We start from the raw sequence: 25,878 nt of genomic DNA, 5'->3' as shown, positions 1-25,878 counted from the left end.
AGATGTGTTCAATCGTCGCGGTTTCGGCGAGCCCCACCAAGGTCAAAACAAACCATTTCCGAGAGTCGATGATGCACTCTGCACCACCACCCTAGGCTGGCCGGATGACGTGGAAACTGCCGTCGCCGCAGGTGCGGGAGCTGATCCGACAGTGTGCGCAGATCGTCGTCAACGCCCGCCCGGAATGGCTGGAGGAGCTCGACGAAGCCGTGCTGGCCGCCAGCCCGGTGATCGCCGCGGATCCCGAACTCGCCGGTGCGGTCAGCCGCAGCAACCGGGCCAATCTGTTCTTCTGGGGCGCGGCCAACGTCCGCGACCCCGGGGCGCCGGTGCCGCCGAACACCGGTCCCGAACCACTGAGCATCGCGCGAGAAATGGTGCGGCGCGGTATCACCGGGTTCCCACTCGACGCCTACCGGGTCGGCGAGGGTGTCGCGTTGCGGCGCCTCATGGAAATCGCCTTCGAACTGACATCGGAGCCCGAGCAATTGCACGAGCTGCTCGACGTCTGCTCACGCTCGATCAGCGCGTTCATCGATGCGACGCTGTCCGGGATCGCCGCGCAGATCGACCTCGAGCGCGACGAACTCACGCGGGGCACCCATGCCGAACGTCGCGAGACCGTCGCACTGATTCTCGACGGAGCCCCGATCCCGCGCCAGCGCGCCGAGACGCGGCTCGGCTACGCACTGACCGGCGCGCACACCGCCGCGGTGATCTGGAGCGAACGCCCGGACAGCGACCTGGCCCGATTGGACCGCGCCGCCGAGGCTTTCGGTGTGACGCGCCCCTTGAGTCTGCTGGCAAGCGTGGCCACCCGCTGGGTGTGGACACACGGCACCGTCGACGTGGCCGCTCTCGGCGACAGCATCCGAGCGGATCCCGATATCCGCATCGCCATCGGGCCGCCGGCCGACGGCGTGGACGGCTTCCGGCGCAGCCATTTCGACGCGCTCACCACGCAGCACATGATGGCCCGGCTGCACTCACCACAGCAGATCGCCACCTTCACCGAGATCGAACTGGTCGCGCTGATCACCGCCGATGCCGACGGCGCCGCGGCGTTCGTCAGCCGCGTGCTGGGTGACTTCGAGACGGCAAGCACCGAATTGCAGGAAACGGTGCGGATTTTCGTCGCCCAGCAATGCAACGCGTCGCGCGCGGCAGCAACGCTCTACACGCACCGCAACACGTTGCTGCGCCGGCTGGCTCGCGCCGACGAACTGCTGCCCCGCCCGCTGGCCGAGTCCGCCATCGATGTCGCGGTGGCCCTCGACGTGGTGCGCTGGCGGGGTCAGTCGAACGCTGTGTCGAGGTAACGCAGCGCGTCGACCTTGCCGATACCCAGTGCCCGGGCGGCTTCGGCAAACGAATTCGCGGCCGCGGCCATCGCGGCATCCGCCGGATCGGCCCGGGCGACGAACGTTCCGTACCGCCCGCGGGTCTCCAGCACGCCTGCCGCCTCCAGTTCGCGGTAGGCCCTGGCCACGGTGTTGACGGCCAGCTTGATCTGACCCGCCAGCTCCCGGACCGTCGGCAACCGGGTGCCCGGCGAGAGGCGTCCGTCTCTGATGCCGTCGATGATCTGGATTCTCAACTGGTCGAACAACGGCTTGTCAGCATCCGGATCGACCCGGACCCAATCCCCCAACTCGGTCACGTGCTCAGTATCACCCAAAGCCGCTACGTTGGTGAACGTGCAATTGACAGTGCTCAGCGGTGCGGGGATATCGGCGGAAAGTGGCGTGCCGACCTTCCGCGACGTCGAGACGGGTCTGTGGGCCAAGGTCGACCCCTACGAAATCTCCAGCGCGGAAGGGTGGCAGCGGCACCCGGAGCGCGTGTGGGCCTGGTATCTGTGGCGGCACTACATGATGGACGCGGTCGAACCGAACAACGGTCACCGCGCCGTGGCAGCCTGGCAGGACTACGCAGAAGTGCACGTGGTGACCCAGAACGTCGACAATCTGCATGAGCGGGCAGGCAGTACCAACGTGCACCACCTGCACGGCAGTCTCTTCGAATTCCGCTGTGATGCTTGCGAATCACAGTTCGAAGGCGTCCTGCCGCAGATGCCGGAGCCCGTCGAGGAGGTCGAGCCGCCCCTGTGCTTCTGCGGCGGGCTGATCCGGCCGAATGTGGTCTGGTTCGGCGAACCGTTGCCCGAGCAGGCCTGGCAGCAGTCAGTCGCCGCGGTGGGCAACTCCGACCTCGTCGTCGTGGTGGGGACCAGCTCCATCGTCTACCCGGCGGCCGGTTTGCCCGAAGCAGCGCTGGCCAACGGCATCCCCGTCATCGAGATCAATCCGCAGCGCACACCGCTCTCGGACAGCGCGACGGTCTCGTTGCGGGAAACCGCGGTGAGCGCGCTGCCCGGTTTGCTGCAGCGCCTGCCGACGCTGCTCGGCTAGGGCCGCGCCGCTCCACAGGTATTGCACTCGGCGGTTTGTCCACGCTAGATTGCGTTTCGCAGCATGCAAAGCGCTTTGCATAGGAGTTGAAGATGGCCACGATCGCTGAAGTCGCGCGGCTGGCGGGCGTCAGCCCGACGACGGTGTCGCATGCGCTCAGCGGTCGGCGCGCGGTGTCGGAGGAGACCAGACGCCGCGTGCAGGAGGTCATGGACGAGCTCGGCTACAGCCCTCGCCGGGCCGCCCAGAACCTGGCGACGGGAGGCACCCGACTGCTGGGCCTGATCGTCCCGGACATCTCGAACAGCTTCTTCGCCGAGTTGGCCAAGGGCGTCGAAGAGGCGGCGATCGATGCCGGATACAACATGGTGCTCTGCAATTCGGCCTTCAACCACGACCGCGAACTGCTCTACCTGGAGACCATCCGCTCCCGCGCAGTCGACGGAGTGGTTTATGCGGCCGGCTCACCGACCACACATCGGGAAATGGCCGATTCCCTGGGCAACATTCCGGTGGTGCTGGTCGACGAAGAGGTGCTCGGGTCTAGCACGTGCTCATTCGTCTCCGACAACGCCGAGGGCGGTCGGCTTGCCGCCGAGCACCTCATCGGACTCGGCCACACCGAAGCGGTCATCCTGTCGATGGCCGGGCTCGCCAGCTCCGACGACCGCGCGCAAGGCTTTTCGGACGCCTGGGTGTCACACGATCTTCCGCAGCCCGCAGTGATCGGGGGCGACTTCACCTACGACGGCGGATACGCGGCGCTGACCAATGCCGTCGGCCCACTGCACGACATCGATTTCTCCGCAGTCTTCGCGACGAACGATCTGATGGCACTCGGTGCGATGAAGCGGTTGATGGAGATCGGTTTGCATGTGCCGGAGGATATTTCAGTCGTCGGGTTCGACGACATCACCATCGCCGGCATGACCAATCCGGGCCTGACCACCGTCAGACAAGATGTGTGGCAGCTCGGATTCCGTGCCGCTGAGGCACTCATCGCCTCAATCGACACCGCGTGCTCGCCACCGGCCGAACGTCACGTCCAACCCGTGGAACTGATCGTGCGCGGCACGACGTCACTCTGCATGTCCGACGCCTACTGATCGGCGTCGTAGCTGTGCGGGCCAACCCGCAGCGAACCAAAGGAACAGCATGCCCCTTCAGATTCACCACATCGTCACCGGCGAGCTCGAAAGCTCCTTGTCGGTGTCCATCCTCAACAGCGGAATTCACCCCGACATCCCCGACAACAGGGCACTTCTGTACGGCTTCCGCGATGACATTGTGCGCCTCGACGGTTCGGTGCACGAAGGTGTCATGGTCCCGGTACCTGTGTGGCTCATCCTCGGTGGCGACAAAACCATTCTCATCGACTCCGGACTGGGTGACGTCGACGAAGTCGCATCGATGCAGCACCGCTACGGCGTCGACTTCGTCGCGTCGCGCAGCCACGATCAGGATATCCGGGCCGGGCTCGCCCGCTACGGCGTCAAACCTGAAGACATCGACATCGTCGTCCTGACCCATCTGCACTTCGACCATGTGGGAAACAACGAAATCTTCCCAAATGCAACGTTTTTCGTGCAGAAAGACGAGTTGCCACAAGCCACCACACCACCACATTTTTGCATGTTCTACTACCCGGAGTACGTATACAAGGTTGAGCAGATCCGCGACCGGCTGCACGTGATCGACGGCGATTACCACCTCGCAGACGGAATCCGGTTGCTGAAGATCGGCGGCCACACCCCGGGATGTATGGTGGTCCTCGTCGAAACTGGCTCGGGCGTAGTGTGTTTGACGAGCGATGTGATGTACAACTACGTCAATCTCGAACTCAACTGGCCAATGGGCTCATTCTGGAATCTGCCGGAGCTCATGGCGGGCTACGACAGGATCCGCAACTCGGCGGACATCATCGTCCCCGAACACGACTGGAAATTCCTGCAGCACTTCCCCTCCGGAACCATCTCCTGATCAGATAGGACCCTTGCCATGCCACGTTTGCTCCTGCTCGGTGAGTCTTGGACCACCCACATGATCCACCAAAAAGGGTTCGATACCTTCACCACCACCGAATACGTCGAGGGCGGAGCCGAATTCATCGCTGCATTGCGCACAGGCGGGTGGGATGTCACGCACATCCCAGCCCACAAGATCGAAACGGATTGCCCACGTTCGTCGGCTGAGTTCGGCGAGTACGACGTCGTCGTGATCAGCGATGTCGGAGCCAACACGTTCCTGCTGACCAGGGCTGTGTTCAATCGGAGTGAGCCAGAACCCAATCGTCTTGCCGCCCTTCGTGAATACGTGGAGACGGGCGGCGGCCTGGCCATGATCGGCGGGTACCTGTCGTTCTCCGGAGTCGACGCCAAGGCCAACTACGCGAACAGCCCGATCGGCGACATCCTCGCCCTTGCGCCCCTTATGACCGACGATCGTGCCGAAACTCCTGAGGGCGCCGTACCGAGCGTGACCGCTGCAGGCCACCCGGCACTCGGCGGCACCGGTGAAACCTGGCCCTGCTTGCTGGGTTTCAACCGGACCATCCCGTATCCCGATTCCGAGGTGCTGGCCGAAATCAACGGCTCGCCCCTTGTCGCGGTCCGCTCAGTCAAGGCCGGTCGCTCGGTCGCATTCACATCCGACATGTCCCCGCACTGGGCGCCACCGTCATTCGTGGCCTGGGAGGGATATGCCGCGCTCTGGCTCGCGCTCATGGCATGGGCGGCGGATCGCACCACGGTCGATGCCCGGTAACGACAGCAACCAAGGACAAGCAATGGCCGTAGAACTCGTCGAAGACCGTTCGTTCGACTATGTGCCGCCTTCGGCACGGACCGGAAGTCTCTGGTCGCAGACCCAGTTGTGGTTCATGATCAACGCCTCGTTCCTCACTGCCTCGACCGGTGCGCTCGGCTCGCTCGCCGGTCTCGGTCTGCGATGGTCGATCACGGCGATCGTGCTCGGCAGCGTCTTCGGCACCCTGTTCCAGGCTTTTCACGGGGCGCAAGGCCCGCGCATGGGACTGCCTCAGATGATTCAGTCCCGGGCACAGTTCGGAACGCGCGGCGCCGTGTTGCCGCTCGTGGCAGCGACGCTCGTGCAGTTCGGCTTCGCCATCTTCTACGTGCAGACCGGCGCGGCATCGATTCACGTCATCACCACAGGGATTTCGCTACCGGTGCTCTCCCTTGGCGTCGGTGTTCTCGCACTGCTGGTGGCCACCATCGGCTACCAGGTGGTGATGCGGGCGGAGAAGACCGTCTCCTACCTGATGCTCGCCGCACTGGTGGTGCTGAGCGTATGCGCTTTCACATATCTGCCCATCGGCGATTATCTCGGCGTCGCCGACTTCGGACTCGCGCCCTTCCTGCTGCAGTTCGCCGCCTCGGCGACATTCCAGATCGCAGTCGCACCAGTGGTTTCCGATTACACCCGCTATCTTCCTGAAAGGATCTCCGGTTGGAAGGTGTCGGCAACCGTCTTCGGCGGCACTTTGCTTTCGGCGATCTGGATCGAGATCCTCGGCGCCATCCTGGCCATCGCTTACCCCGATGCCAGCACCGTCGCGGGTTTCGACCAACTCGCCGCGAACATGTCCCCGGTGCTGGCCGGCGTCATGATGGTGGTGTCTCTGCTCACCTGTCTCAACGCCGTGGCGGTGGCTTTCTACAGCGGCTCCATCGCGTTTCTCACGGCGGTCGAAGGCTTCCGCCGCTTCACCTCAACCTTCAAGGTCAGGGCAGCAGCGATCGTGTCGCTCGGCTCGATCGCCATCTTCGCCAGCCTCTTCGTGCCGGAGAACGCACTCAACGCGTTCAGCGTCTTCCTGGCGATCCTGACGTACTTCCTCATCCCATGGACTGCCGTCAACCTCATCGACTACTACATCGTTCGTCGGGGAATCCTCTCCATCAGTGACATCCTCAAGACCGATGGGGGCATCTACGGGCGCTGGGGACGCTCGGGAATGATCAGCTACACAGTAGGTTTCATCGCGATGATCCCGTTCTTCAGCACGAGCGTCTGGATCGGCCCAGCGGCCGCGGCAATCGGCGGTGCCGACTTCTCCTTCGCTGTAGGACTTTTCGTTTCGGGCGGGCTGTACCTGTTCTTGACCCGCGACTTCGATCGCCAAGCTGAATACCAACTGGTCGCACGCTCCCCCATCAACACCATCGACACCCGAGTGACCGCGACGTCCAGCCCGGTCGGAGGCCGATGATGACCACATTGAGACTCGAATGGCCGCAATGGCAGGGCGGTGAGCCGCAGGCCGTGGCTCACTACACCCTTGGCCTCGAGGTCGCCGAAAGCCGCACTGTCTACGGTCTCGGTGGACAACTCACCGCCGCGCTGGCTCCCCGGCACCATGGCCCCACGGCCCGCGTCGAGGTGCCCGACTACAGCCATGACCTGCCCGAGATCGACGGCATCGTCGGAAAGGACGAGATGCTTCGTCAGCACTCGGAAGCGCTGTCGCTCATTCGCGATGCGAACGCCGACCGCGTCCTCACTCTCGGTGGCACGTGCGCCGTCAGCCTGACACCGTTCGGCTACCTCGCCGAACGGTACGCCGACGACATTGTCGTCATCTGGCTCGACAGTCACGCCGACTGCAACCTGCCCGGCGGCCCGAACCGGGGCTTCAACACCATGGTGGTCAGCCATCTGTCAGGGCGCGGCGACAGCGACGTCCTCGAGGCCATGACGGCCACCCTGCCGTCAAATCGGATCCTGCTCGCGGGGGTGCACGCATGGGACGACCAAGACAGCCACACGCATGAGTCATGGGGGCTGCGCCTGGTGCCGCCCGCCGACACCGAGCCATTCGTCGACGCAGTCCTTGGCTGGATCCGCGACAGCGGAGTCCGCCATGTGGCGGTCCACTTCGACCTCGATGTGATCGACAGCGATGAACTCGCCTTCGGAATGGCATGGGAGAAGGGCGGAATCTCGAAGGCGACCGCATTGCGCACTATCGCGGCCATCGCGGAAGAGTTCGACCTGGTCGGACTGACGGTGGCCGAATTCGTGCCCCGCGAAGCCGTGGCGCTGCGCTCGATCTTGCACGGGCTGCCTCTCGCAGGAACCGAAAGGTCGGCGGAATAGACCATGCCGACAGGCCCCGAACCACTCATCGCCGTCCTGGGCAGTATCAACCTCGATCTGACTGTCGAAGTCGATACCCTGCCACGGCCTGGACAGACGGTGCTGGCACATCGCGTCGTCCGCGGGCTCGGAGGCAAAGGCGCCAATCAGGCCGCCGCCGCCGCGCAGCTGCTCGGCCGCAGCAGAATGATCGGCGCGGTCGGTAACGATGCCGACGGAGTCTGGCTGCGCGAGCAGTTGGAGAGCTTCGGCGTCGACGTGAGCACCGTCGAGTTCGATGACGTACTTCCTTCCGGTATGGCGCTGATCGGCGTCGACCGGGCCGGTGAGAACAGCATCGTCGTCGTTCCCGGTGCCAACGCGCACACCGCAGCGTCGCCTGCCGCCATTGCCGACGCCGACGCGCTGATGTTGCAGTTCGAGATCCCGATCCACGAAGTGGTCCACGCCGCAGAGCAATTCGAGGGGCTGGTCGCCGTCAATCCCTCTCCAAGTCAACCTATCCCGGCCACGCTGCTCGACCGTGCCGACCTGTTTGTGGTGAACGCCGAGGAGTACCGCGACATGCCGGAACTCGCTGACGCCGAGCTCGTGGCGGTGACGCGGGGCGCGCAGGGAGCCGAACTCTGGGAACGGGGATGCAAAACCGAAGCGCTGGAGGCCTTCCCGGTCAGCCGAGTGGTGAGCACAGTCGGCGCAGGCGATGCCTTCTTTGCGGCTCTGACTTGTGCCCTCACCCGGGCTGTTCCGCGTCGGGTCGCCCTCGAAACCGCCTGCCGTGTCGCAGCAGTCGCCGTCGAAGACCCGTCCTCCCAACCGCGCCTGAACAAGCTCGAGTGCTACCTGGACAGCAAGGCGTAGGCACCCCGCCGAGCGTCAGGCCGGCCGCGCCGCACGCCCGATCGCCCATTCCGACACCGGCAGCGGCACCCACGAGGGCAACACCCATTCGCGTCGCGCCCCGTCGATCACGAACCCGGCCTCGACGATGGTGTGCTCGGTGTCGCGATGCGTGTGGCAGTTACCCAGCAGCCGCGGCCAGACGGTGGCATCGGCGATCCGTTGCAACCGGTCTTTGTAGCCCGAGCTCGCCACGTGCTCGAGGTAACGCAGTTGCCCACCCGGGCGCAGCACCGAAAATAGTTGCCGCAGAACCGAACCCGGGTCCTCGATGGAACACAGCACCAGCGAGCACACCACCGCGTCGAACGGCTCGGAGCTCGCGAACTGTTCGGCGGTTTCACCGGTCACCGTGATGGGTACCGACGCGGCGGCCGCGGCCTGCTGCGCCACCTCGGCGAGATGGCGTTCGGGTTCGATGGCGACGACTTCGGTGACGGTCTCGGGGTATAGCGCGAAGTTTGTGCCGGTACCTGCGCCGACTTCGAGGACCCGGCCGGTGAGCCCGGACAGGTTCTCGGCCCGCAGCCTGCGCAGCGCATCCGGCTCGTAGCTCGACAGCGTTTTCCACACCCGAGCGAAGAACGGGTTGTCGACGATGGTCGGAGTGCTCATTGGTGAATCCCTTCGGCGAATTCCTTCAGCCGGGCGACGGTGTCGCTCGGCGCCACGTCGGTTCCGATCATGCCCCCGACGATCTGCCCGAGACAGACCGCCCGCAATACCCGGTCGGCGAATTCCTCGGCGTCTCCCCACGGCAGATACGGCTTGGCGACCAGCATGGCCGCGACGCCATGGGCCGCGGTCCACAGTTCCAGCGCCATCGCGGTGGCGTCACCTTCCGGGTAGACGCCTTCGGCGATGAGTGCTTCCACGGAGGTTCGCAGGTGCATGAACGCCGAACTGTTGAGTGTCAGGTCGACATCGCTGCCGGGCCTGCCCTCACCCATGGTGGCGATGCGGTACAGCTCGGGGGTGTCCCGAGCGAATCGGACATAGGCCAGACCCTGTGCGCGCAGCACTTCGATCGCCGACGGCTGGTCGGCGACCGCCTGCATCTGCTCGTCGAGTTTCTCGAAGTAGCGTGCGCACACGGCGTCCAGCAACGCGTCCTTGTCGGCGAAATGCAGATAGATCGACGGCGGCGTGACGCCCACCCGCTGAGCCACCGACCGGATCGACACGGCCTTGGCGTGGCCGGTTTCGAGCAGGAGTTCGGTGGCGGCGTCAAGAATCTCCTCGCGTAGTTGCTCGCCGGAACCGCGTGGGGCACGTCTGCGCTTGAGGGGCTGTATCACGTCACCCAGCATCCGCCACGCCGGCAGCGGCGCATTCCCGTTCGACGGGTTTGGTTGGCGCAGTGTTGGATTCGCTGATGCCGATCCGACGATGCAGGCGGGCCAACGGGGCGGGCGCCCACCAGGACCACTTCCCCAACATATGCATGAACGCGGGTACCAGCAGGACGCGGACCAGGGTGGCGTCGACGAGGATGGCCAACGTCAGCCCCAGCCCGAACATCCGCATGAACGCGACCTGAGCCGCGATGAGCGCGGCGAACGATATCGACATCAGCAGTGCCGCTGCGGTGATCACGCGGCCCGTGCGGGCCAGTCCGAGCGCCACCGCCTCGTCGTTCCGTGCGCGTGGAGAGGTCTCACCGGATTCGAGCCAGTACTCGCGGATCCGCGACACCAGAAACACCTCATAGTCCATCGACAGTCCGAAGGCGATGCAGAACAGCAGCACCGGCAAGTTCGCGACGAGCGTTCCGGTGGGCGTGGTGCCCAGCGCGCCCAGATGGCCGTCCTGGAAGATCCACACCAGCGCGCCGAACGCCGCGGACAGCGATAACACGTTGAGCAACAACGCTTTCAGCGGCAGCACCACGCTGCCGGTGAGCAGGAACAGCAGGATGAACGTGATGGCCGCGATCACGCCGAGCACCAGCGGGAGCCGAGACGTGATGGCCACCGAGCTGTCCCGGTTGGTCTGCGCGGTGCCGGTCAACTGCACCGCGGCCGGGGCAGGTACGGCCCGCAGCGCGTCCAGCTGTTTCTCGGACGCGGTGCTGAACAGTGGTGCGCTACTGCCGACGCTGAGGTATGCGCTGCCGTCCTTGAGCCCGGTCGCCGCCGACGGCGGGCCTACCGGCCGTCCCCCGACGAAGGTGCCACCCGGGGCGGACACCGAGGTCACGTCGGTGACCGCCGACAGCGCACCGGCGTACCGGTCGAGATCGGCGGGTGTGAGACCGGAGGCGTCGGGGACGACGACGGTGACCGTCGTCGCCGCGTCGGCCGCGAAGGCCGTCCGCAGCTCGTCGCCCACCTGACGCGCCGACGCCGACTGCGGCAGCACCCGATCGTCAGGGAATCCCCACTTGATCCCGAGGAACGGCGCACCCAGCAACAGCAGCACCGCGACCAGCGTCACCGCGATCGGAAGTGACCGTCGCATAACGCGTTTCGTCATGCGGTACCAGAGCGTGTGGTCCACCGGCCCGCGCACAGGTTCGGGCCTGCCGAGGATGCGGCGGGCGAAGCGCCGGACGTCAAAGGCGTCGAGGCGGTCGCCGAGCAACACGATCGCCGCGGGGGCGATGACGATGGCGGCCAGCGCCGCCAAGCCCACCACCGCGATTCCTGCGTAGGCGAACGACTTGAGGAAGTACATCGGGAACAGGACCATGGCGACCATCGACAGCGCTACGGTCAATGCCGAGAACAGCACTGTGCGTCCGGCGGTCGTCATGGTCCGCACCAGAGCCTGCTCGGGCGCGGCGCCGTCGGCGAGCTCGTCGCGATACCGGCTGATGATCAGCAGCGTGTAGTCGATGGCCAGGGCCAACCCCATGGCCACGGTGAGGTTCAGAGCGAAGATCGACACGTCGGTGATCATGGTGAAGCCGCGCAGCACCGCCAGCGATCCCAGGATCGCGAACCCGCCGACGGCCAGCGGCAGAGCGGCGGCCAGCAGCCCACCGAACACCCAGACCAGCACCACGAAGCTGAGCGGGATGGCGATGGACTCCATCATCAGCAGGTCTTTCTCGCTCTGCCCGTTGATCTGGACGTAGATCATGGCCTCGCCGCCGGAGCGCACAGTGACACCGTTGCGGTCGTGCACGAGACGGTCCGTCAGCTCTTTGGCATGCTTCTGCGCCCCGCTCTCACCACCGCCGATGCCCGCAACGATGAGCCCGGTGCGGCCGTCCTTGCTGATCAGACCGGCCGCGGCAGGAGGAGGCGCTGTCCACGCCGAGCTGACCTGCGTCACGTCCGGAGAGTTCTGCAGCGCGGTGACGATGTCGGTGCCCGCGGCCGTCGCGGCGGCACTGTGTACTCCGTGGTCGGCAGTCACGCTGATCACCAGCTGCATGTCACCGCGGTCGAACTTGTCCGAGAGCAGCTTGGCAGCGCGGGCGGACTCCGACGACGGGTCCTGGAAGCCACCGGCGGACAGGCTTTTGGCGACGGGGATACCGAAAATCGCGGCTGCGGCCATGACCAATGCGGCGACGACGAGGATGCGCCTGGGCGCGGCGATGGCCAGATGAGCGATCCGGTTCAGCACGTCGGTTCCTTCCCACGACCCGTTATCGACGTTAACTTAACTCCGATAACTTAGGGCCGTCAACGCCGGCCTCGCTGATTCATACGGCGTACGACCGCGAAACGTTCACACTTGATGCGCACGAGATGAAATTCCGGCCGACGACAGGTCTAGTAGTCATGACGACCACCACAGCTCTCCGCACGGAAACCACAACCACGGACATCGGTCTGCTGATCCTGCGCGTCGCCACCGGCGCCACGATGCTGCAGGCGGGCCTGATCAAGGCCTTCGACTTCGGCGCCGTCACCGGGTTCATGCAGAGCGGGGGCTGGCGACTGTCGCCGCTGGCAGCCTTCATGGTGACCGCCGCCGAGACCTTGGGCGGCATCGGCTTGCTACTCGGAGTGTTGACGCCGCTCGCGGCCCTCGCCGTGATCTCGGCGATGGTCGACGCCTGGGCGGTGAACGCATCGGGTGGCGCGTTCTGGTCGCAGCCCTTCAACGTTCCGTTCATGGTGGCCTTCGCCGCGGCGGCCCTGCTGTTCACCGGCGCCGGAACCCTGTCGATCGATCACCGGGTCTTCGGCCGGGCCCGCGGCACGCGTTCCGTCGCGATCGCCATGCTGGTGGCGGGCGTGGTCATCGCGATCGTGACCTGGATCGCCCTCAACGGCTCCAACCCGATCCATTTCACGCACAGCGGGAGCTGAAAACCCGGCCCCGAGTCGCCGAACCCGCCGGAAACCTACCGCGAAGTAAGTATTGCCACCATTTTCCGAATCGTGACTCAAAGATTCCTTAATGGTGACACCTACTGTTCAGTACATGTGGATCGACGACACCAGTGCAGATGTCATCAAGGTCGACTTCGACGCTCTCTACCACGGCGATGTCCTCGTCGAGGGTGATACGTCGGAGCAGTTTGACGACTTCCAGCCGCTCCGTACAGCGGTATGAGAAAGCGCGCGCCTCGCGGCGCGCGCTTCACATGTTGAGTTTGCCCGTCAAGGGCGCTTCTCAGCACCCCATGCCGTGATGGCCAAGTCCCCGCCTATGCGGGGACTGTTTCTTTCTCAAGGTCAGTCTCATCGGCGCCGATCATGTCCAACAGGCGCCCTGTGATGAGACCCTCGGCTTCGGTCACCATCCGCGACACCAGCTCACCCACCGTGGGAATGTCGTTGATGAGGCCCATCGACGTACCGACCGACCAGATACCGGCGTCCAGGTCGCCCAGCTCATAGACCTTGTTACCGCGCACGCCGGCCACCAGATCCTTGACGTCGGGGAATTGCCCACCCTTGTTGAGGATGTCCACCACTTCCCGTGACACGGCGTTACTCGCGACGCGGGCGGTGTTGCGCAGCGGGCGGAAGATCAGTTCGGTGTCCAGCTCAGAGCCGGCCACGATGGCTTCCTTGACGTTCTGATGGATCGAGGACTCCGCGGTGCACATGAACCGCGACCCCATGTTGATGCCGTCAGCCCCCAGCGCCAACGCCGCGACCAGGCCCCGCGCGTCGGCGAAACCGCCCGAGGCGATCATCGGGATGTCGATCTTGGCCGACGCCGCGGGGATCAGCACCAAGCCCGGGATGTCGTCCTCACCGGGATGCCCGGCGCATTCGAACCCGTCGATACTGATGCCGTCCACCCCCAGGCTCTGCGCCTTGACCGCGTGACGTACCGAGGTGCACTTGTGCAGCACCTTGATCCCGTGGTCGTGGAACATCGGCAGGTGCGGGGCCGGGTTGGAACCCGCGGTCTCCACGATCTTGATGCCGGCGTCGACGATGACCTGGCGGTACTCGTCATAGGGCGGCGGGTTGATGGTCGGCAGGATCGTCAGGTTCACCCCGAACGGCTTGTCGGTGAGCTCGCGGGTGCGGGCGATCTCGTTGGCCAGATCGGCCGGCGTCGGCTGGGTGAGTGCGGTCAGGAAACCCAGCGCACCCGCATTGGCCACCGCCGCAACCAGTTCGGCGCGGCCCACCCACTGCATACCGCCCTGCACGATGGGGTGCTCGACCCCGAACGTCTCGGTGAACTTCGTCTTCAATGCCATGCGGACCTCTCTACCTGGGAGCCATACGGATAGCGCCGTCGAGGCGGATGACCTCGCCGTTGAGCATCGGGTTCTCGATGATGTGCACGGCCAGCGCGCCGTACTCGTCGGGATCGCCGAGGCGGGCCGGGTGCGGCACCTGCTGCCCCAGCGACTTCTGCGCCTCCTCGGGCAGCGAGCCCAGCAGCGGGGTCTTGAACAGACCCGGCGCGATCGTGCACACCCGGATCAACTCCCGCGACAGATCGCGCGCGATCGGCAGGGTCATGCCGACCACGCCACCCTTGGACGCCGAGTACGCGGCCTGCCCGATCTGACCGTCGAACGCCGCCACCGACGCAGTGTTGATGATGACCCCGCGCTCCTCGTTCTTCAGCGGCTCGGTTTTGGCGATCCGCTCGGCCGACAGCCGGATCACGTTGAACGTGCCGATCAGGTTGACCTCGACCACCTTGCGGAACCCCGCCAGCGGGAACGGCCCGTCTTTCCCGAGGGTCTTGATCGCATTGCCGATGCCCGCGCAGTTGACGTTGATCCGCACAGGGCCCAGCGACTCGGCCACATCCAATGCCTCGCTCACCCCGGCCTCGTCGGTGACATCGGTGCCCACGAACCGCGCGCGGTCGCCGAGCTCGGCGATCACCTCCTCACCCTTGAGATCGATCACCACCACCGACGCCCCCGCATCCAACAACCGCTTCGTCGTGGCCAAACCCAAACCCGAAGCCCCGCCGGTGACAACGGCCACCGAATCCCTGATCTCCATGTACCGCATTCCTCTCCGGCCGGCCCCGTGCCGACCAACTAGTCGGTTGGGACTATACCCAGTCGCGCAGGACAGCTTCGGTGTCAGCGCCGCGCGCTCCCGGCGGCATCGGCCGGGCCGGAGCGCTGCGGGAAAACCGCGGCGCAGGCATCGGCTGCAGGTTGCCGCGGTCGTCATAGAACGTGTCACGCTCCGCGATGTGCGGTTCGGTGAGCACCTCGGCGAACGACAGCACCGGCGTCACGCACGCATCCGTGCCGTCGAACACCGACGCCCAGTGGTCGCGGTCATGTGCCGCAATGGTTTTGGTCAAGATCTCGCGCAGCTCGGGCCAGCGGGCGACGTCGTTCTGCCCCGGCAGGTCGGCGGCGTCGAGGTCGAGACCCTTGAGCAGCTCGGCGTAGAACTGCGGTTCGATCGCGCCGACGGCGATGTACTTCCCGTCCGACGTCTCATAGGTGTCGTAGTAGGGCGCACCGGTGTCGAGCATGTTGACGCCGCGCTCGTCACTCCACATGCCCTGAGCCCGGAAGCTCCACATCATCTGCATCAGCACGCTGGAGCCGTCGACCATCGCTGCGTCGATCACCTGGCCCTTGCCGGAGGTCTGCCGCTCGAACAGCGCCGAGAGGATGCCGACCAACAGGAACATCGAGCCCCCGCCGAAGTCGCCGACCAGGTTCAGCGGAGGCACCGGCCGCTCGCCGTTGCGCCCGACGGCGTGCAGCAGACCGTTGAGCGAGATGTAGTTGATGTCGTGCCCGGCCTGCAGCGCCCGTGGACCCTGCTGGCCCCAGCCCGTCATCCGCGCATAGATCAGGCGCTCGTTGACTTTCGCGCAGTCCTCGGGCCCGAGGCCCAGGCGCTCGGTGACCCCGGGACGGAAGCCTTCGATCAGCACGTCGGCCTTCGAGATGAGCGCGAGCACCAGTTCCCGGCCCTCGTCGCTCTTCATGTCGGCTTCGACGGATCTGCGGTTACGCAGCATGGCATCAGCGCTCGGCGTGCCGGAGGCCTTGCTGGGTCGCTCGATCCGCACCACGTCCGCGCCCAAGTCGCCGAGAATCATCGCCGCGTGCGGGCCCGGGCCGATGCCGGCCAGCTCCACAACGCGCAACCCCTGCAGTGGTCCTGCCATGCTCATCCGCCCTTCGCGTGTTCGGCCTTGGTTGACCGCCGACATAGCTTACTTGTATAACCTTCTCGAGTGGCATCGCCTACAACCGGCCCCGACTTAAGGTGCATCTGATGACTTCCACCGACGCCCGTACCGAGCCCGACACCCGCGATTACCCGGGCATCGACGACCTCTCTGTCAGCCTCGCGGACGGCGTGCTGTCGGTGACGCTCAACCGGCCCGACAGCCTCAATTCGCTGACCCAGGACATGCTGGTCGCCGTCGCCGACGCGATGGAACTCGCGGCGACCGATCCGGCGGTACGCGTGGTGCGGCTCGGCGGCGCGGGCCGGGGATTCAGCTCCGGTGCGGGCATCAGCGAAGACGACCAGAACGCGGACAGCCACGACGCCGAAGGCGTGCTCGATGCGGCCAACCGCGCCGTGGGATCCATCGTGGCGCTGCCGAAACCCGTTGTGGCCGTGGTGCAAGGCCCAGCCGCAGGGGTCGGCGTGTCGCTCGCCCTCGCGTGCGATGTGGTGCTCGCCGCGGATCAGGCGTTCTTCCTGCTGGCGTTCACCAAGATCGGGCTCATGCCCGACGGCGGCGCATCGGCTCTCGTGGCCGCGAACGTCGGCCGCATCCGCGCGATGCGGCTCGCGCTGCTGGCCGAACGCCTCACCGCCTCCGACGCCTACGACTGGGGCCTGATCAGCGGCGTGTACCCGGCCGCCGAGCTCGACGCCGCGGTCGACAAGGTGTTGTCCAAGCTGCGGACCGGCCCGGCCGTGGCGTTGCGCAAGACCAAGCACGCCATCAACGCGGCCACCCTGAGCGATCTCGACAGCGCGTTCGCCCTCGAGCGGGAAGGCCAGCTTCAACTGTTGGCGTCCAACGACTTCCGTGAGGGCACCCGCGCGTTCCAGCAGAACCGGCGCGCGGAGTTCACCGACTCCTGACCCCCCGGGGCGAAAATCGTTGGACGCGGGCTATATCCGTCCGCGACCATCAAGGGATGAGTACGCAGCTTGACACCGGCCGACCGGTCCGATGGCGCGTGCTCGCCCCGTTCCGGGTGCGGGAGTACCGGCTGCTGATCGGGGCGGTGAGCCTGTCCATCTTCGCCGAAGGCATGTGGTCGGTGGTGATGGCGCTACAGGTCATCGCCCTGGACAACGATCCGGCGTCACTGTCATTGGTCGCCACCTGCCTCGGTGGCGGGCTGGTGCTGTTCGTGCTCGTCGGCGGCATCGCCGCGGACCGGATCAACCAGCGCACCATCATCATCGCCGTCGAGTCGGTCAACCTGCTCACGGTGACCGCCGTCGCTGTCCTCGGACTCCTTGGCGTCCTTAGGATCTGGCATATGGCGGTTGCCGCGGGCATACTCGGCATCGCTGCGGCCTTCTTCTTCCCGGCCTACAGCGCCCTACTGCCACGCGTCCTTCCTGCCGAACAACTGTTGGCCGCCAACGGTGTTGAGGGTGTCGTGCGGCCGGTGTTCCAGCGCTCGGTGGGGCCGGCCGTGGCAGGCATGGTGGTAGGCGCGACGCTCCCGTCGATCGGCGCGGTCGCCGTCGCCTGCTTGTTCGGCCTGGGCCTGGTGCTGTTGGTCGCGACCCGAGGAGCCTCCGATTCGGCTGCGCCGCAACCGGATCAGCGGCCACATGTCCTGCGTGATCTGAGTGACGGCTTCCGGTTCATGGTGCGCACCCCGTGGCTGCTGTGGACACTGTTGTTCGCCAGCATCTATGTGCTGGTGGTGGTCGGCCCCATCGAGGTGTTGCTGCCGTTCATCGCCAAGGACCGGTTCACCGACGGCGCCCGCATGTACGGTTTCATTCTGGCGTTCTTCGGGTTCGGTAGTGCGCTGGGCGCTTTGGCGGTGTCGTCACGACGGATGCCACGCCGCTACCTGAGCATGCTCATGATGATGTGGGGACTCGGCGCGATCCCGCTCGTGATCGTCGGCATGACAACGTCATTCCCGTTGATGGCCGCCGCGACGTTCGTCATCGGCGTCACCGACGGAGCCGCGGTGGTGATCTGGGGGACGCTGCTGCAGCGTCGGGTGCCGACGGCGATGCTGGGCCGGGTGTCGAGCCTGGACTTCTTCGTGTCGCTGGCCTTCATGCCACTGTCGTTCGCGATCGTCGGGCCGCTGTCGAAGGTGGTGCCGATGCACACCATCTTCCTGGTGGCGGGTGTGGCGCCGGTGCTGCTGGCCACCGTGGCGCTCGTCGCGGCACGCATGCCCCGCGACGAGCTGGCCCACCCGCTGGACTGAGTCAGTCCGCCTGGCGGTGCAGGCTCGTGAGATGCGTGTACGCCTGGGCATTGAGCTGGTTGTGGCCCACCTCGTCATCGCTGAGTTCGCGGCGCACCTTGGCCGGCACCCCCGCGACCAGCGACCGCGGTGGTACCACCATGCCTTGCGGTACCACCGCGCCTGCGGCCACCAGGGACCCTGCGCCGATCACCGCACCGTTGAGCACCACGGCGCCCATACCGATCAGGCTGTTCTCCTCGACCGTGCATCCGTGCAGCACCACGTTGTGGCCGACCGTCACCCCGTCGGCGATGCGGCAGGGGAAGCCGGGGTCGACGTGCACGGTCACGCCGTCCTGAATATTGCTGCCCGCACCCACCTCGATGGGTTCGAACTCGGCGCGCAGCGTGGCTCCGTACCACACGCTGGCACCGGCTGCGAGCGAAACCTGGCCGATCACATTGGCATTGGGCGCGATCCAAGCGTCGGGATCCACTGTGGGGGTATGTCCGGCGACGGACACGATGAGCGGCTCAGGCATGTCGGCCATGGTAATCAGACGGCCATCGGATGTTCGCGTGCGCCTCACGTTCCCTGGAATACCTTGCGATAGCTCGACGGTGACATGCCGAGCCCGCGACGCAGGTGATGACGCAGGTTGCCTGCGGTGCCGAGCCCGGCCCGGCGAGCCACCTCATCGACCGAAAGGTCATGGGATTCCAGCAGTTCCCTGGCTCGGTCCACGCGCCGGCTGCGGATCCACGCGCCCGGGGCCTGACCGGTTTCGGCGAGGAACCGGCGACTGAACGTGCGTGCGCTCATGTGGGCGTGCCGCGCCAGCCGCTGCACGGTGAGTTCTTCGTCGAGGTGCGCCAGCGCCCATTGGCGCGTGGCGGCGGTGGACGCCTGTGGCACATCCGGTGCGGCGACCGGAGCGATGAACTGTGCCTGGCCGCCCTCGCGCCAGGGCGGCACCACGCAGTAACGCGCCACGCCGTTGGCCACCGCGGCGCCGTGATCGCTGCGAATGATGTGCAGGCACAGGTCGATTCCGGCAGCAAGGCCTGCGGAGGTGAGCACATCACCGTCGTCGACGAACAGCACGTGCTCGTCGAGGCGCACCGTGGGATGCAGCCGCCGCATGTCCGCGGCGAAACGCCAATGAGTGGTGGCAGGCCTGCCGTCGAGCAGCCCCGCAGCGGCCAGCACGAACGCCCCGGTGCAGATCGACACCAGGCGCGAGCCGGGCCGGATCCGGGCCAGCGCCTCGGACACCTCGGCATCCAGCACGCCGTCGATGCGCGCCGGTGCGTAACGAGTTCCCGGGATCACCACGGTGTCGGCGGTATCCAGCGCCTCCGGCCCGGCCGCGGGCACGATTGCGAAACCGTTGGTGGCCGCCACCGGTCCGGTGCCCAGCCCACACGTCACGACGTCGTAGAGCGGATTGTCGTCGGCATCGACGGCGTTGGAGAACAGCGTCGGCGCGATGGCCGCATCAAAGCCGACCACGGGGGCCAGCAGCAGTACGGCCACGCGGTGCATACCCGATTCTGGCATGTTTTTGATGAATGCTGGCATTTATGCCACTGGCCGGTTCGCCGGCAGTCGGACACAGTGGTCAGGTGAAAATCCGCGTCCACTGGGCCTGGGTGGTGGCGGCGGTCAGCTTTGTCGCGATCCTCGGCGCAGCAGGCTTCCGCTCGATCCCCGGCGTCATGATGAATCCGCTGCACCACGAGTTCGGCTGGTCGCACGGCACCGTGGGCCTGGCGATGTCGGTCAACATGACGTTGTACGGCCTCACGGCGCCGTTCGCCGCAGCGCTGATGGACCGCTTCGGTGTGCGGCCGGTACTGACGGTGTCCCTGCTGCTGATCGCGACCGGTTCAGCGGTCAGCACCCTGATGACCGCCAGCTGGCAACTGGTCCTGCTGTGGGGCGTGCTCGTGGGCATCGGGACCGGCTCGATCTCGATGGGTTTCGTCGCCACCGTCGCCACCCGCTGGTTCGACGCGCGTCGCGGCCTCGTCACCGGTGCGCTCACGGCCGCCAGCGCGACCGGCCAATTGATCTTCCTGCCGATCGTCGCCGCGGTCACCACTGCCCACGGCTGGCGCTGGGCCTCGCTCATCGTCGCCGCTGCCGCGCTGGCCGTCGTCCCACTGGTGGCGCTGTTCATGCGCAATCACCCCAGCGACAAAGGCCTCGCGCCCTACGGCGCCCACGCCATCGCACCGCCCACGCCACTGGCCACCGGCAGCTTCAACGCGGCCATCGACGGACTGCGCATCGGCTCGCGGGTGCCCGCGTTCTGGCTGTTGGCAGGCAGCTTCGCGATCTGTGGGATGACCACCAACGGTCTGATCGGCACCCACTTCATCCCCGCCGCCAACGACCACGGCATGCCGACCACGGTGGCCGCCGGCTTGCTGGCCACCATCGGCGTCCTCGACGTGGCAGGCACGGTGTTCTCCGGCTGGCTCACCGACCGCGTCGATCCCCGGCTGCTGCTTCTCGTGTACTACGCGGGCCGGGGCGTCTCACTGCTGCTGTTGCCGTCACTGCTCTCGCCGCACGCGGAACCGAGCACCTGGGTGTTCATCTTGTTCTACGGCCTGGACTGGGTGGCCACTGTGCCGCCGACCATCGTGCTGTGCCGCGAGTACTTCGGCGACCGCTCCCCCGTCGTATTCGGATGGGTGTTCGCCTCGCATCAACTCGGTGCAGCCGTCGCCGCGGCAGGCGCGGGCTGGCTACGCGATCTGAACGGCAGCTACGACGTGGCGTTCTACCTGGCTGCGGGGCTGTGCTTCGTCGCGGCGGCGTTCTCGGCAAGCATCAGAAAAGTGCCGGTCGGTACAGTCGAGCCGGAGGCAGTAGACACTTCTGCTTTGCCGTAACCGCACGGTTACCTTTACCATCCGATGCGGCGCCGCGGGGAACGCCGAGGCCGTCGTATCTTCGTGTGCCCTCCTGGGGTACGCGCGCCACCGGCTGCCGACGAACCACAGGCCAGGCATGAGCGGGAGGAAAACCCACCTATGAAGACTCGCACCAAGACTCTTGGCGCAGCCGCGGCGGTTGCCGCCATCGCGGCGTCGCTGCCGTTGTCGATCACCGCCAACGCCGATCCGGCAGCACCGACGACGACAGAGACCATCACCGTCGAGATCCCGGACCCGCAGGGCCCCGGCTGCGACAACTTCAAGAAGGAAATGCCGGACTGGAAGGCGCTGTCCAAGCAGCCCGTCAGCAAGGTCCTGGCGAGCATCCCCGAGATCAGCACCTTCAACTCCGCGGTGGCCGGCGGGATGAACCCGGCGGTCAACATCACCGCCGTCCTGGACAACGGCCCCTACGTGGTGTTCGCCCCGACCAACGACGCGTTCGCCGCCATGGAACCGGGCAAGCTCGATGCGCTCAAGGGCAACGTCGCCGCGCTCACCAGCCTGGACTACTACCACGCGTTCCTGGGCCTGCTCGGCCCGGACGACGTCAAGGGCCAGCGGCCCACCCAGCAGGGCGCTGAGATCAAGGTGACCGGCAAGGGCGGCGATATCAAGGTCAACGACACCGCCAAGATCGTCTGCGGTGGCATCGAGGCCCAGAACGCCCGGATCTACATCATCGACGCGGTGCTCGATCCCAACTCGCCGCCGGAGCCGTTCACCCCGACCGGCGTCAGCACCACGTCCACGACCCCGACGACGCTGTCGAGCGAGGCCCCCAAGCCGTCGCCCTCCGCGACGCCCGCCGCCGACGCGCCGATCGGCTGAGACCCAGCGAGGACTCCCTCAGCGCGACAAGACACAGAATCGCCCCAAATCACCTGATTTGGGGCGATTCTGTGTCTGCTGACCGTGGGACTAGACGCCCAGATCGCGGCCGATGATCTCCTTCATGATCTCGGTGGTACCACCGAAAATCGTCTGGATCCGCCCGTCAACGTAGGCCCGTGCGACCCGGTATTCCATCATGTAGCCGTAGCCTCCGTGCAGTTGCACGCATTGGTCGACAACCTTCTTGGCGACCTCGGTCGCCCACCACTTGGCCTTGGCCGCCTCGACGGCGGTCAGCTCACCGTCGACGACACCCTGCAGGCAGCGGTCGAGGTAGTTCTCGGTGACCTCCAGCTCGGTCTCCATCTCGGCGAGCAGGAACCGGTTGTGCTGGAAGCTGCCGATCGGCTGGCCAAAGGCCTTGCGGTCCTTGGCGTATTGCAGCGTCTCCTGAAAGACCGCGCGCGCACCGTAGATCGCGGAGATGGCGATCCCGAGCCGCTCCGAGGGCAGGTTGGTCATCAGGTGGTAGAAGCCGCGCCCTTCCTTGCCGAGCAGGTTGGCGTTCGGCACCCGCACGTTTTCGAAGTGCAGCTCGGAGGTGTCCTGGCTGTGCAGGCCCATCTTGTCGAGCTTGCGGCCGCGCGTGAAGCCCTCCATGCCCCGCTCCACCACGAACAGCGTGAAGCCCTTGTGGCCGGCCTCGGGATCGGTGCGGGCGACCACGACGACGAGGTCGCTGTTGATGCCCGACGAGATGAAAGTCTTGGAGCCGTTGATGATCCAGTCGTCACCGTCGCGCACAGCGGAGGTCCGGATACCGGCCAGGTCGCTGCCCGCGCCGGGCTCGGTCATCGCGATGGCGATGATCAGCTCGCCGCTGGCGATACCGGGCATCCAGCGCTGCTTCTGCTCGTCGTTGGCCAGCTCCTTGAAGTACGGCCCGACGACGTCGTTGTGCAGGCTCAGCGCCGGGCCGTGCACGCCGGCCTTGGCGATCTCCTCGTCGATGATCGCGTTGAACCGGAAGTCATCCGAACCGCCGCCGCCGAACTCTTCGGGCATGTTGAATCCGATGACGCCGTACTTGCCCGCGGCCGTGTAGGCGGAGCGGTCGACGATGCGCTCGGTCTCCCACTTCTCGCTGTTGGGGACCAGCTCACGCTCGATGTATTCCTTGACGGTCTCGCGGAACGCTTCGTGCTCCGGGGTGTAGATCTGTCGCTTCATGACTTACTTTGCCTTCCAAACAGGTTGGCGCTTCTGCGCGAAAGCCAGCGGGCCTTCTTTGGCGTCCTCGGTCTGCAGCAGCGTGCTGAATTCGCGGTTGGTGCGCTTCCAACCGTCCTTGTCGCCGGTGATGACGCCGTCGTCGACGCCATAGGACACCCGCTTGCTGGCCTGCACGGCCAGCGGCGCGTTGCCGGTGATCCGTTCGGCCAGTTTGAGTGCGGCGTCCACCACGGTGCCGTCGGGCACCACCTGGTTGATCAGGCCCCACCGCAGCGCGTCGGCCGAGGACATCGGCTCACCGGTGAACAGCAGCTCGTTGGCCACCTTGCGCGGCAACTGCTCGGCGATGCGGAACACGCCACCCGCGCCCGCGATGAGGCCCCGCTTCACTTCGGGCAGACCGAATTTCGCACTTTCCTCGGCAACGATGAGGTCGCTGGCCAGGGCCAGTTCGGTGCCGCCGCCCAGGGCGGTGCCGTTGACCGCGGCGATGGTCGGCTTGTCGATGAAATGGCTGACGTATCCGGCGAATCCGTATTCGGGATGGTCGGGATGGAAGAGGTTCTCTCCGCGGGAGATCGCCTTCAGGTCAGCGCCGGCACAGAACGACTTGTCGCCCGATCCGGTGATCACCACAGCACGGATCTCAGGGTCGTTCTGGGCCTGCTCCAACGCGTCGCCGACGGCGATGCTCACCGAGGAGTTGACCGCGTTGCGCGCCTCCGGGCGGTTGATCGTGATGAGTAGGACGTTGCCGCGCTTTTCAACGAGCGCGCCGGGCTGATCGTCACTCACAGCAGCTCCAAGATGGTCGCGTTGGCCTGGCCGCCACCTTCGCACATGGTCTGCAGGCCGTACTGAATGTTGTTGTCCCGCATGTGGTGCACGAGCGTGGTGAGGATGCGGGCGCCGGAGCCGCCGAGCGGGTGGCCCAGTGCGATGGCCCCGCCGTTGGGGTTCAGGCGGTTCTCGTCGGCGCCGATGTCCTTGAGCCAGGCCAGCGGCACCGGGGCGAAGGCCTCGTTGACCTCGAAGGCGCCGATCTGATCGACACTCAGGCCGGATTTCTTCAACGCCTTCTCGGTGGCCGGGATGGGCGCGGTCAACATGATGACCGGGTCGGCACCGGCGAGCACCGCGGTGTGCACCTTGACAATCGGCTTGAGCCCCAGTTCTTTTGCCTTCTCGGCCGACATGACGAGCAACGCGGCCGATCCGTCGGAGATCTGGCTGGAGTTGCCCGCGTGGATCACGCCGCCCTCCTTGAAGGCGGGCTTGATGGCGGCCATGGACTCGACCGTGCCGCCGCGGCGGATGCCGCCGTCCTCGAGAACCACATTCTTGTTGCCGTCGCCGTCCGTTGCATCGATCGCCACGATCTGGTCTTTGAACGCACCGGAATCCTGCGCCGCGGCGGCCTTTTCGTGCGATCGCAGCGAGAACTCGTCGAGCTGGGTACGCGACAGGCCCCACTGCTCGGCGATCATCTCGGCACCGATGCCCTGGTTGGGCGTCTTGTGGTCGTAGCGGGCCTGGAAGGCCTCAGGATAGGGGTGTCCGCCGTTGGCCAGCGAGGAACCCATCGGGGTGCGCGACATCGACTCGACGCCACCGGCGACGACGACGTCGTAGTGTCCGGCGATCACGCCGGCGACCGCGAAGTGCAGCGACTGCTGGCTGGAACCGCACTGGCGATCCACGGTGACGCCGGGGACCGTCTCGGGCCAACCGGCCGTCAGCACCGCGGTACGCGCGATGTCGAGCGCCTGCTCACCGGCCTGCATGACACAGCCCCAGATGACGTCATCGACAAGGGCGGGGTCGACGCCGGCACGCTCCACCAGCGCGTTGAGCACCTGAGCGGAGAGCTCCGCGGGGTGCACGCCCGACAGCGCGCCGTTGCGCTTGCCGACCGGGGAGCGCACCGCCTCCACGATGACAGCTTCAGCCATGGACTTCTCCTTCGAAGATGGGTTGGCGTTGACGAAGACTCTGTATTACAAGTGAACGTAGAACAGAAGGTTTACTAGGTCAACCTACTAGTTGGTAGACCGCCATAGCCTGCGGTTTCAGGTACGGTGATTGCTCTGTTTGCCGCGGCTACCGTCCTCCACATGGTTTACTGAGTTGTACACCTAGCCGCAGCGGCCGGGTCGTTCAGTGTTACCGGGAGAGTTAGCAGGAGACCGTTGTGGCTGGAAGTACACCGCTGGCGCCGATGATCGGGCCGGACTCGATCACGCCCCACACCCCGGTCCGCTCCCCGAAGACCGCCGAGCTCGTGGCCGGAACCCTGCGCCGCATGGTCGTCGACGGCCAGCTCAAGGAAGGTGACTTCCTACCCAACGAAGCCGAGCTCATGGAGCACTTCGGGGTCAGCAGGCCGACATTGCGCGAGGCGGTGCGCGTGCTGGAATCCGAACGACTGGTCGAGGTGCGGCGCGGCTCCCGTACCGGTGCCCGGGTGCGGGTGCCCGGCCCCGAGATCGTCGCGCGCCCGGCCGGTCTACTGCTCGAGCTCTCCGGCGCCGACATCGCCGATCTGCTGGTGGGTCGTGGGGGGGGGGGGGGGGGGGGGGGGGGGGGGGGGGGGGGGGCGGGGGGCGGGGGGGCGGGCGGCGCCGCCGGTCGCGGGCGCCCGCGGGGGCGCCGCACCGCG

The 25,878-nt window shown here is 66.2% G+C and carries 27 protein-coding genes; 15 read left to right on the top strand and 12 right to left on the bottom strand.

Annotated elements, in window-relative coordinates:
- The first annotated feature begins 104 nt into the window (after positions 1 to 104).
- Entirely contained in the window at positions 105 to 1,319 is a 1,215-nt protein-coding gene (locus tag A5784_RS13035) for a PucR family transcriptional regulator (protein ID WP_064945327.1), read from the top strand.
- Here the strand turns inward: A5784_RS13035 and A5784_RS13030 are convergent.
- A complete protein-coding gene (locus tag A5784_RS13030; protein WP_064945326.1) occupies positions 1,295 to 1,660 on the bottom strand; it encodes an Rv1152 family transcriptional regulator in 366 nt (121 codons plus the stop codon). The genes A5784_RS13035 and A5784_RS13030 overlap by 25 nt on opposite strands.
- A gap of 37 nt (positions 1,661 to 1,697) precedes the next feature.
- Here A5784_RS13030 and A5784_RS13025 point away from each other — a divergent pair, with 37 nt between their 5' ends.
- The 7 genes from A5784_RS13025 (at position 1,698) to A5784_RS12995 (ending at position 8,390) form a co-directional block, all read left to right on the top strand.
- Positions 1,698 to 2,411 (top strand): NAD-dependent deacylase, encoded by a 714-nt coding sequence (locus A5784_RS13025; RefSeq protein WP_082944823.1) that lies wholly within the window; start codon positions 1,698 to 1,700, stop codon positions 2,409 to 2,411.
- Positions 2,412 to 2,503: 92 nt separating this feature from the next.
- On the top strand, positions 2,504 to 3,517 hold the full coding sequence (locus A5784_RS13020) for a LacI family DNA-binding transcriptional regulator (protein WP_064945324.1): 1,014 nt from the start codon (positions 2,504 to 2,506) through the stop codon (positions 3,515 to 3,517).
- Positions 3,518 to 3,566: 49 nt separating this feature from the next.
- A complete protein-coding gene (locus tag A5784_RS13015) occupies positions 3,567 to 4,391 on the top strand; it encodes an N-acyl homoserine lactonase family protein (protein WP_064945323.1) in 825 nt (274 codons plus the stop codon).
- 18 nt (positions 4,392 to 4,409) lie between these two features.
- Entirely contained in the window at positions 4,410 to 5,174 is a 765-nt protein-coding gene (locus A5784_RS13010; protein WP_064945322.1) for a glutamine amidotransferase, read from the top strand.
- Between the two features lie 22 nt (positions 5,175 to 5,196).
- Positions 5,197 to 6,642 carry a purine-cytosine permease family protein gene (locus A5784_RS13005; protein ID WP_197514731.1) on the top strand — a complete coding sequence of 482 codons (1,446 nt, stop codon included), beginning with the start codon at positions 5,197 to 5,199 and terminating at the stop codon, positions 6,640 to 6,642.
- Positions 6,642 to 7,529, top strand: a complete 888-nt coding sequence (locus A5784_RS13000) for an arginase family protein (protein ID WP_197514730.1) — start codon at positions 6,642 to 6,644, stop codon at positions 7,527 to 7,529. Before A5784_RS13005 ends, A5784_RS13000 begins: the two co-directional genes overlap by 1 nt.
- Before the next feature lie 3 nt (positions 7,530 to 7,532).
- A complete protein-coding gene (locus A5784_RS12995) occupies positions 7,533 to 8,390 on the top strand; it encodes a PfkB family carbohydrate kinase (protein ID WP_064945319.1) in 858 nt (285 codons plus the stop codon).
- A gap of 15 nt (positions 8,391 to 8,405) precedes the next feature.
- On the opposite strand, the gene A5784_RS12990 is transcribed toward A5784_RS12995, so the two are convergent.
- From A5784_RS12990 to A5784_RS12980, 3 genes are read right to left on the bottom strand one after another with little or no spacing between them, the layout of a single operon-like run.
- The gene (locus A5784_RS12990) at positions 8,406 to 9,044 is read right to left on the bottom strand and encodes a class I SAM-dependent methyltransferase (RefSeq protein WP_064945318.1); all 639 of its coding nucleotides are present in this window, start codon (positions 9,042 to 9,044) and stop codon (positions 8,406 to 8,408) included.
- The gene (locus A5784_RS12985; RefSeq protein ID WP_064945317.1) at positions 9,041 to 9,739 is read right to left on the bottom strand and encodes a TetR/AcrR family transcriptional regulator; all 699 of its coding nucleotides are present in this window, start codon (positions 9,737 to 9,739) and stop codon (positions 9,041 to 9,043) included. The genes A5784_RS12990 and A5784_RS12985 overlap by 4 nt, the downstream gene beginning before the upstream one ends.
- Positions 9,729 to 12,005 carry an MMPL family transporter gene (locus A5784_RS12980; RefSeq protein ID WP_064945316.1) on the bottom strand — a complete coding sequence of 759 codons (2,277 nt, stop codon included), beginning with the start codon at positions 12,003 to 12,005 and terminating at the stop codon, positions 9,729 to 9,731. The genes A5784_RS12985 and A5784_RS12980 overlap by 11 nt, the downstream gene beginning before the upstream one ends.
- Before the next feature lie 158 nt (positions 12,006 to 12,163).
- Between A5784_RS12980 and A5784_RS12975 the strand changes: the two genes are divergently transcribed.
- Together A5784_RS12975 and A5784_RS39640 are read left to right on the top strand one after the other, a co-directional pair.
- The gene (locus A5784_RS12975; protein WP_064945315.1) at positions 12,164 to 12,697 is read left to right on the top strand and encodes a DoxX family protein; all 534 of its coding nucleotides are present in this window, start codon (positions 12,164 to 12,166) and stop codon (positions 12,695 to 12,697) included.
- A 115-nt stretch (positions 12,698 to 12,812) separates the two neighbouring features.
- On the top strand, positions 12,813 to 12,944 hold the full coding sequence (locus A5784_RS39640) for a hypothetical protein (protein WP_018598896.1): 132 nt from the start codon (positions 12,813 to 12,815) through the stop codon (positions 12,942 to 12,944).
- A 94-nt stretch (positions 12,945 to 13,038) separates the two neighbouring features.
- Here the strand turns inward: A5784_RS39640 and A5784_RS12970 are convergent, their stop codons facing one another.
- Genes A5784_RS12970 through A5784_RS12960 form a run of 3 tightly spaced genes read right to left on the bottom strand, consistent with a single transcriptional unit; the run spans position 13,039 to position 15,956 of the window.
- Positions 13,039 to 14,052 (bottom strand): NAD(P)H-dependent flavin oxidoreductase, encoded by a 1,014-nt coding sequence (locus tag A5784_RS12970; protein ID WP_064945314.1) that lies wholly within the window; start codon positions 14,050 to 14,052, stop codon positions 13,039 to 13,041.
- A gap of 10 nt (positions 14,053 to 14,062) precedes the next feature.
- Positions 14,063 to 14,818, bottom strand: coding sequence for a 3-hydroxyacyl-CoA dehydrogenase (locus tag A5784_RS12965; protein ID WP_064945426.1), 756 nt, complete (start codon positions 14,816 to 14,818; stop codon positions 14,063 to 14,065).
- 52 nt (positions 14,819 to 14,870) lie between these two features.
- A complete protein-coding gene (locus tag A5784_RS12960; RefSeq protein WP_064945425.1) occupies positions 14,871 to 15,956 on the bottom strand; it encodes a CaiB/BaiF CoA transferase family protein in 1,086 nt (361 codons plus the stop codon).
- A 110-nt stretch (positions 15,957 to 16,066) separates the two neighbouring features.
- Between A5784_RS12960 and A5784_RS12955 the strand changes: the two genes are divergently transcribed.
- Both A5784_RS12955 and tet(V) read left to right on the top strand, forming a co-directional pair.
- Positions 16,067 to 16,894 carry an enoyl-CoA hydratase gene (locus tag A5784_RS12955; RefSeq protein WP_064945424.1) on the top strand — a complete coding sequence of 276 codons (828 nt, stop codon included), beginning with the start codon at positions 16,067 to 16,069 and terminating at the stop codon, positions 16,892 to 16,894.
- 56 nt (positions 16,895 to 16,950) lie between these two features.
- A complete protein-coding gene (gene tet(V), locus A5784_RS12950) occupies positions 16,951 to 18,222 on the top strand; it encodes a tetracycline efflux MFS transporter Tet(V) (RefSeq protein ID WP_064945313.1) in 1,272 nt (423 codons plus the stop codon).
- A gap of 1 nt (position 18,223) precedes the next feature.
- Here tet(V) and A5784_RS12945 read toward each other — a convergent pair whose 3' ends face one another.
- A complete protein-coding gene (locus A5784_RS12945) occupies positions 18,224 to 18,745 on the bottom strand; it encodes a gamma carbonic anhydrase family protein (protein WP_064945423.1) in 522 nt (173 codons plus the stop codon).
- Positions 18,746 to 18,789: 44 nt separating this feature from the next.
- Positions 18,790 to 19,749: a GlxA family transcriptional regulator gene (locus A5784_RS12940; protein ID WP_064945422.1), complete on the bottom strand. Its 960-nt coding sequence runs from the start codon at positions 19,747 to 19,749 to the stop codon at positions 18,790 to 18,792.
- A 38-nt stretch (positions 19,750 to 19,787) separates the two neighbouring features.
- Here A5784_RS12940 and A5784_RS12935 point away from each other — a divergent pair, with 38 nt between their 5' ends.
- Both A5784_RS12935 and A5784_RS12930 read left to right on the top strand, forming a co-directional pair.
- On the top strand, positions 19,788 to 21,107 hold the full coding sequence (locus tag A5784_RS12935; RefSeq protein WP_064945312.1) for an MFS transporter: 1,320 nt from the start codon (positions 19,788 to 19,790) through the stop codon (positions 21,105 to 21,107).
- 141 nt (positions 21,108 to 21,248) lie between these two features.
- Entirely contained in the window at positions 21,249 to 21,983 is a 735-nt protein-coding gene (locus tag A5784_RS12930; protein WP_064945311.1) for a fasciclin domain-containing protein, read from the top strand.
- 90 nt (positions 21,984 to 22,073) lie between these two features.
- On the opposite strand, the gene A5784_RS12925 is transcribed toward A5784_RS12930, so the two are convergent.
- The 3 genes from A5784_RS12925 to A5784_RS12915 are packed head-to-tail and all read right to left on the bottom strand — an operon-like array spanning position 22,074 to position 25,171.
- Complete coding sequence (locus A5784_RS12925; RefSeq protein ID WP_064945310.1) at positions 22,074 to 23,216, bottom strand: acyl-CoA dehydrogenase family protein; 1,143 nt, start codon at positions 23,214 to 23,216, stop codon at positions 22,074 to 22,076.
- A 3-nt stretch (positions 23,217 to 23,219) separates the two neighbouring features.
- Positions 23,220 to 24,014 carry a crotonase/enoyl-CoA hydratase family protein gene (locus tag A5784_RS12920; protein WP_064945309.1) on the bottom strand — a complete coding sequence of 265 codons (795 nt, stop codon included), beginning with the start codon at positions 24,012 to 24,014 and terminating at the stop codon, positions 23,220 to 23,222.
- Positions 24,011 to 25,171, bottom strand: coding sequence for a thiolase family protein (locus A5784_RS12915; protein ID WP_064945308.1), 1,161 nt, complete (start codon positions 25,169 to 25,171; stop codon positions 24,011 to 24,013). The genes A5784_RS12920 and A5784_RS12915 overlap by 4 nt, the downstream gene beginning before the upstream one ends.
- 239 nt (positions 25,172 to 25,410) lie before the next feature.
- Here A5784_RS12915 and A5784_RS12910 point away from each other — a divergent pair.
- On the top strand, positions 25,411 to 25,878 hold a 468-nt coding region (locus A5784_RS12910; RefSeq protein WP_232006028.1), incomplete at its 3' end, for a FadR/GntR family transcriptional regulator.

It is taken from the genome of Mycobacterium sp. 852013-50091_SCH5140682 (assembly GCF_001665685.1).
Taxonomy (GTDB): domain Bacteria; phylum Actinomycetota; class Actinomycetes; order Mycobacteriales; family Mycobacteriaceae; genus Mycobacterium.
This window is presented reverse-complemented; position numbering and strand designations above follow the sequence as displayed.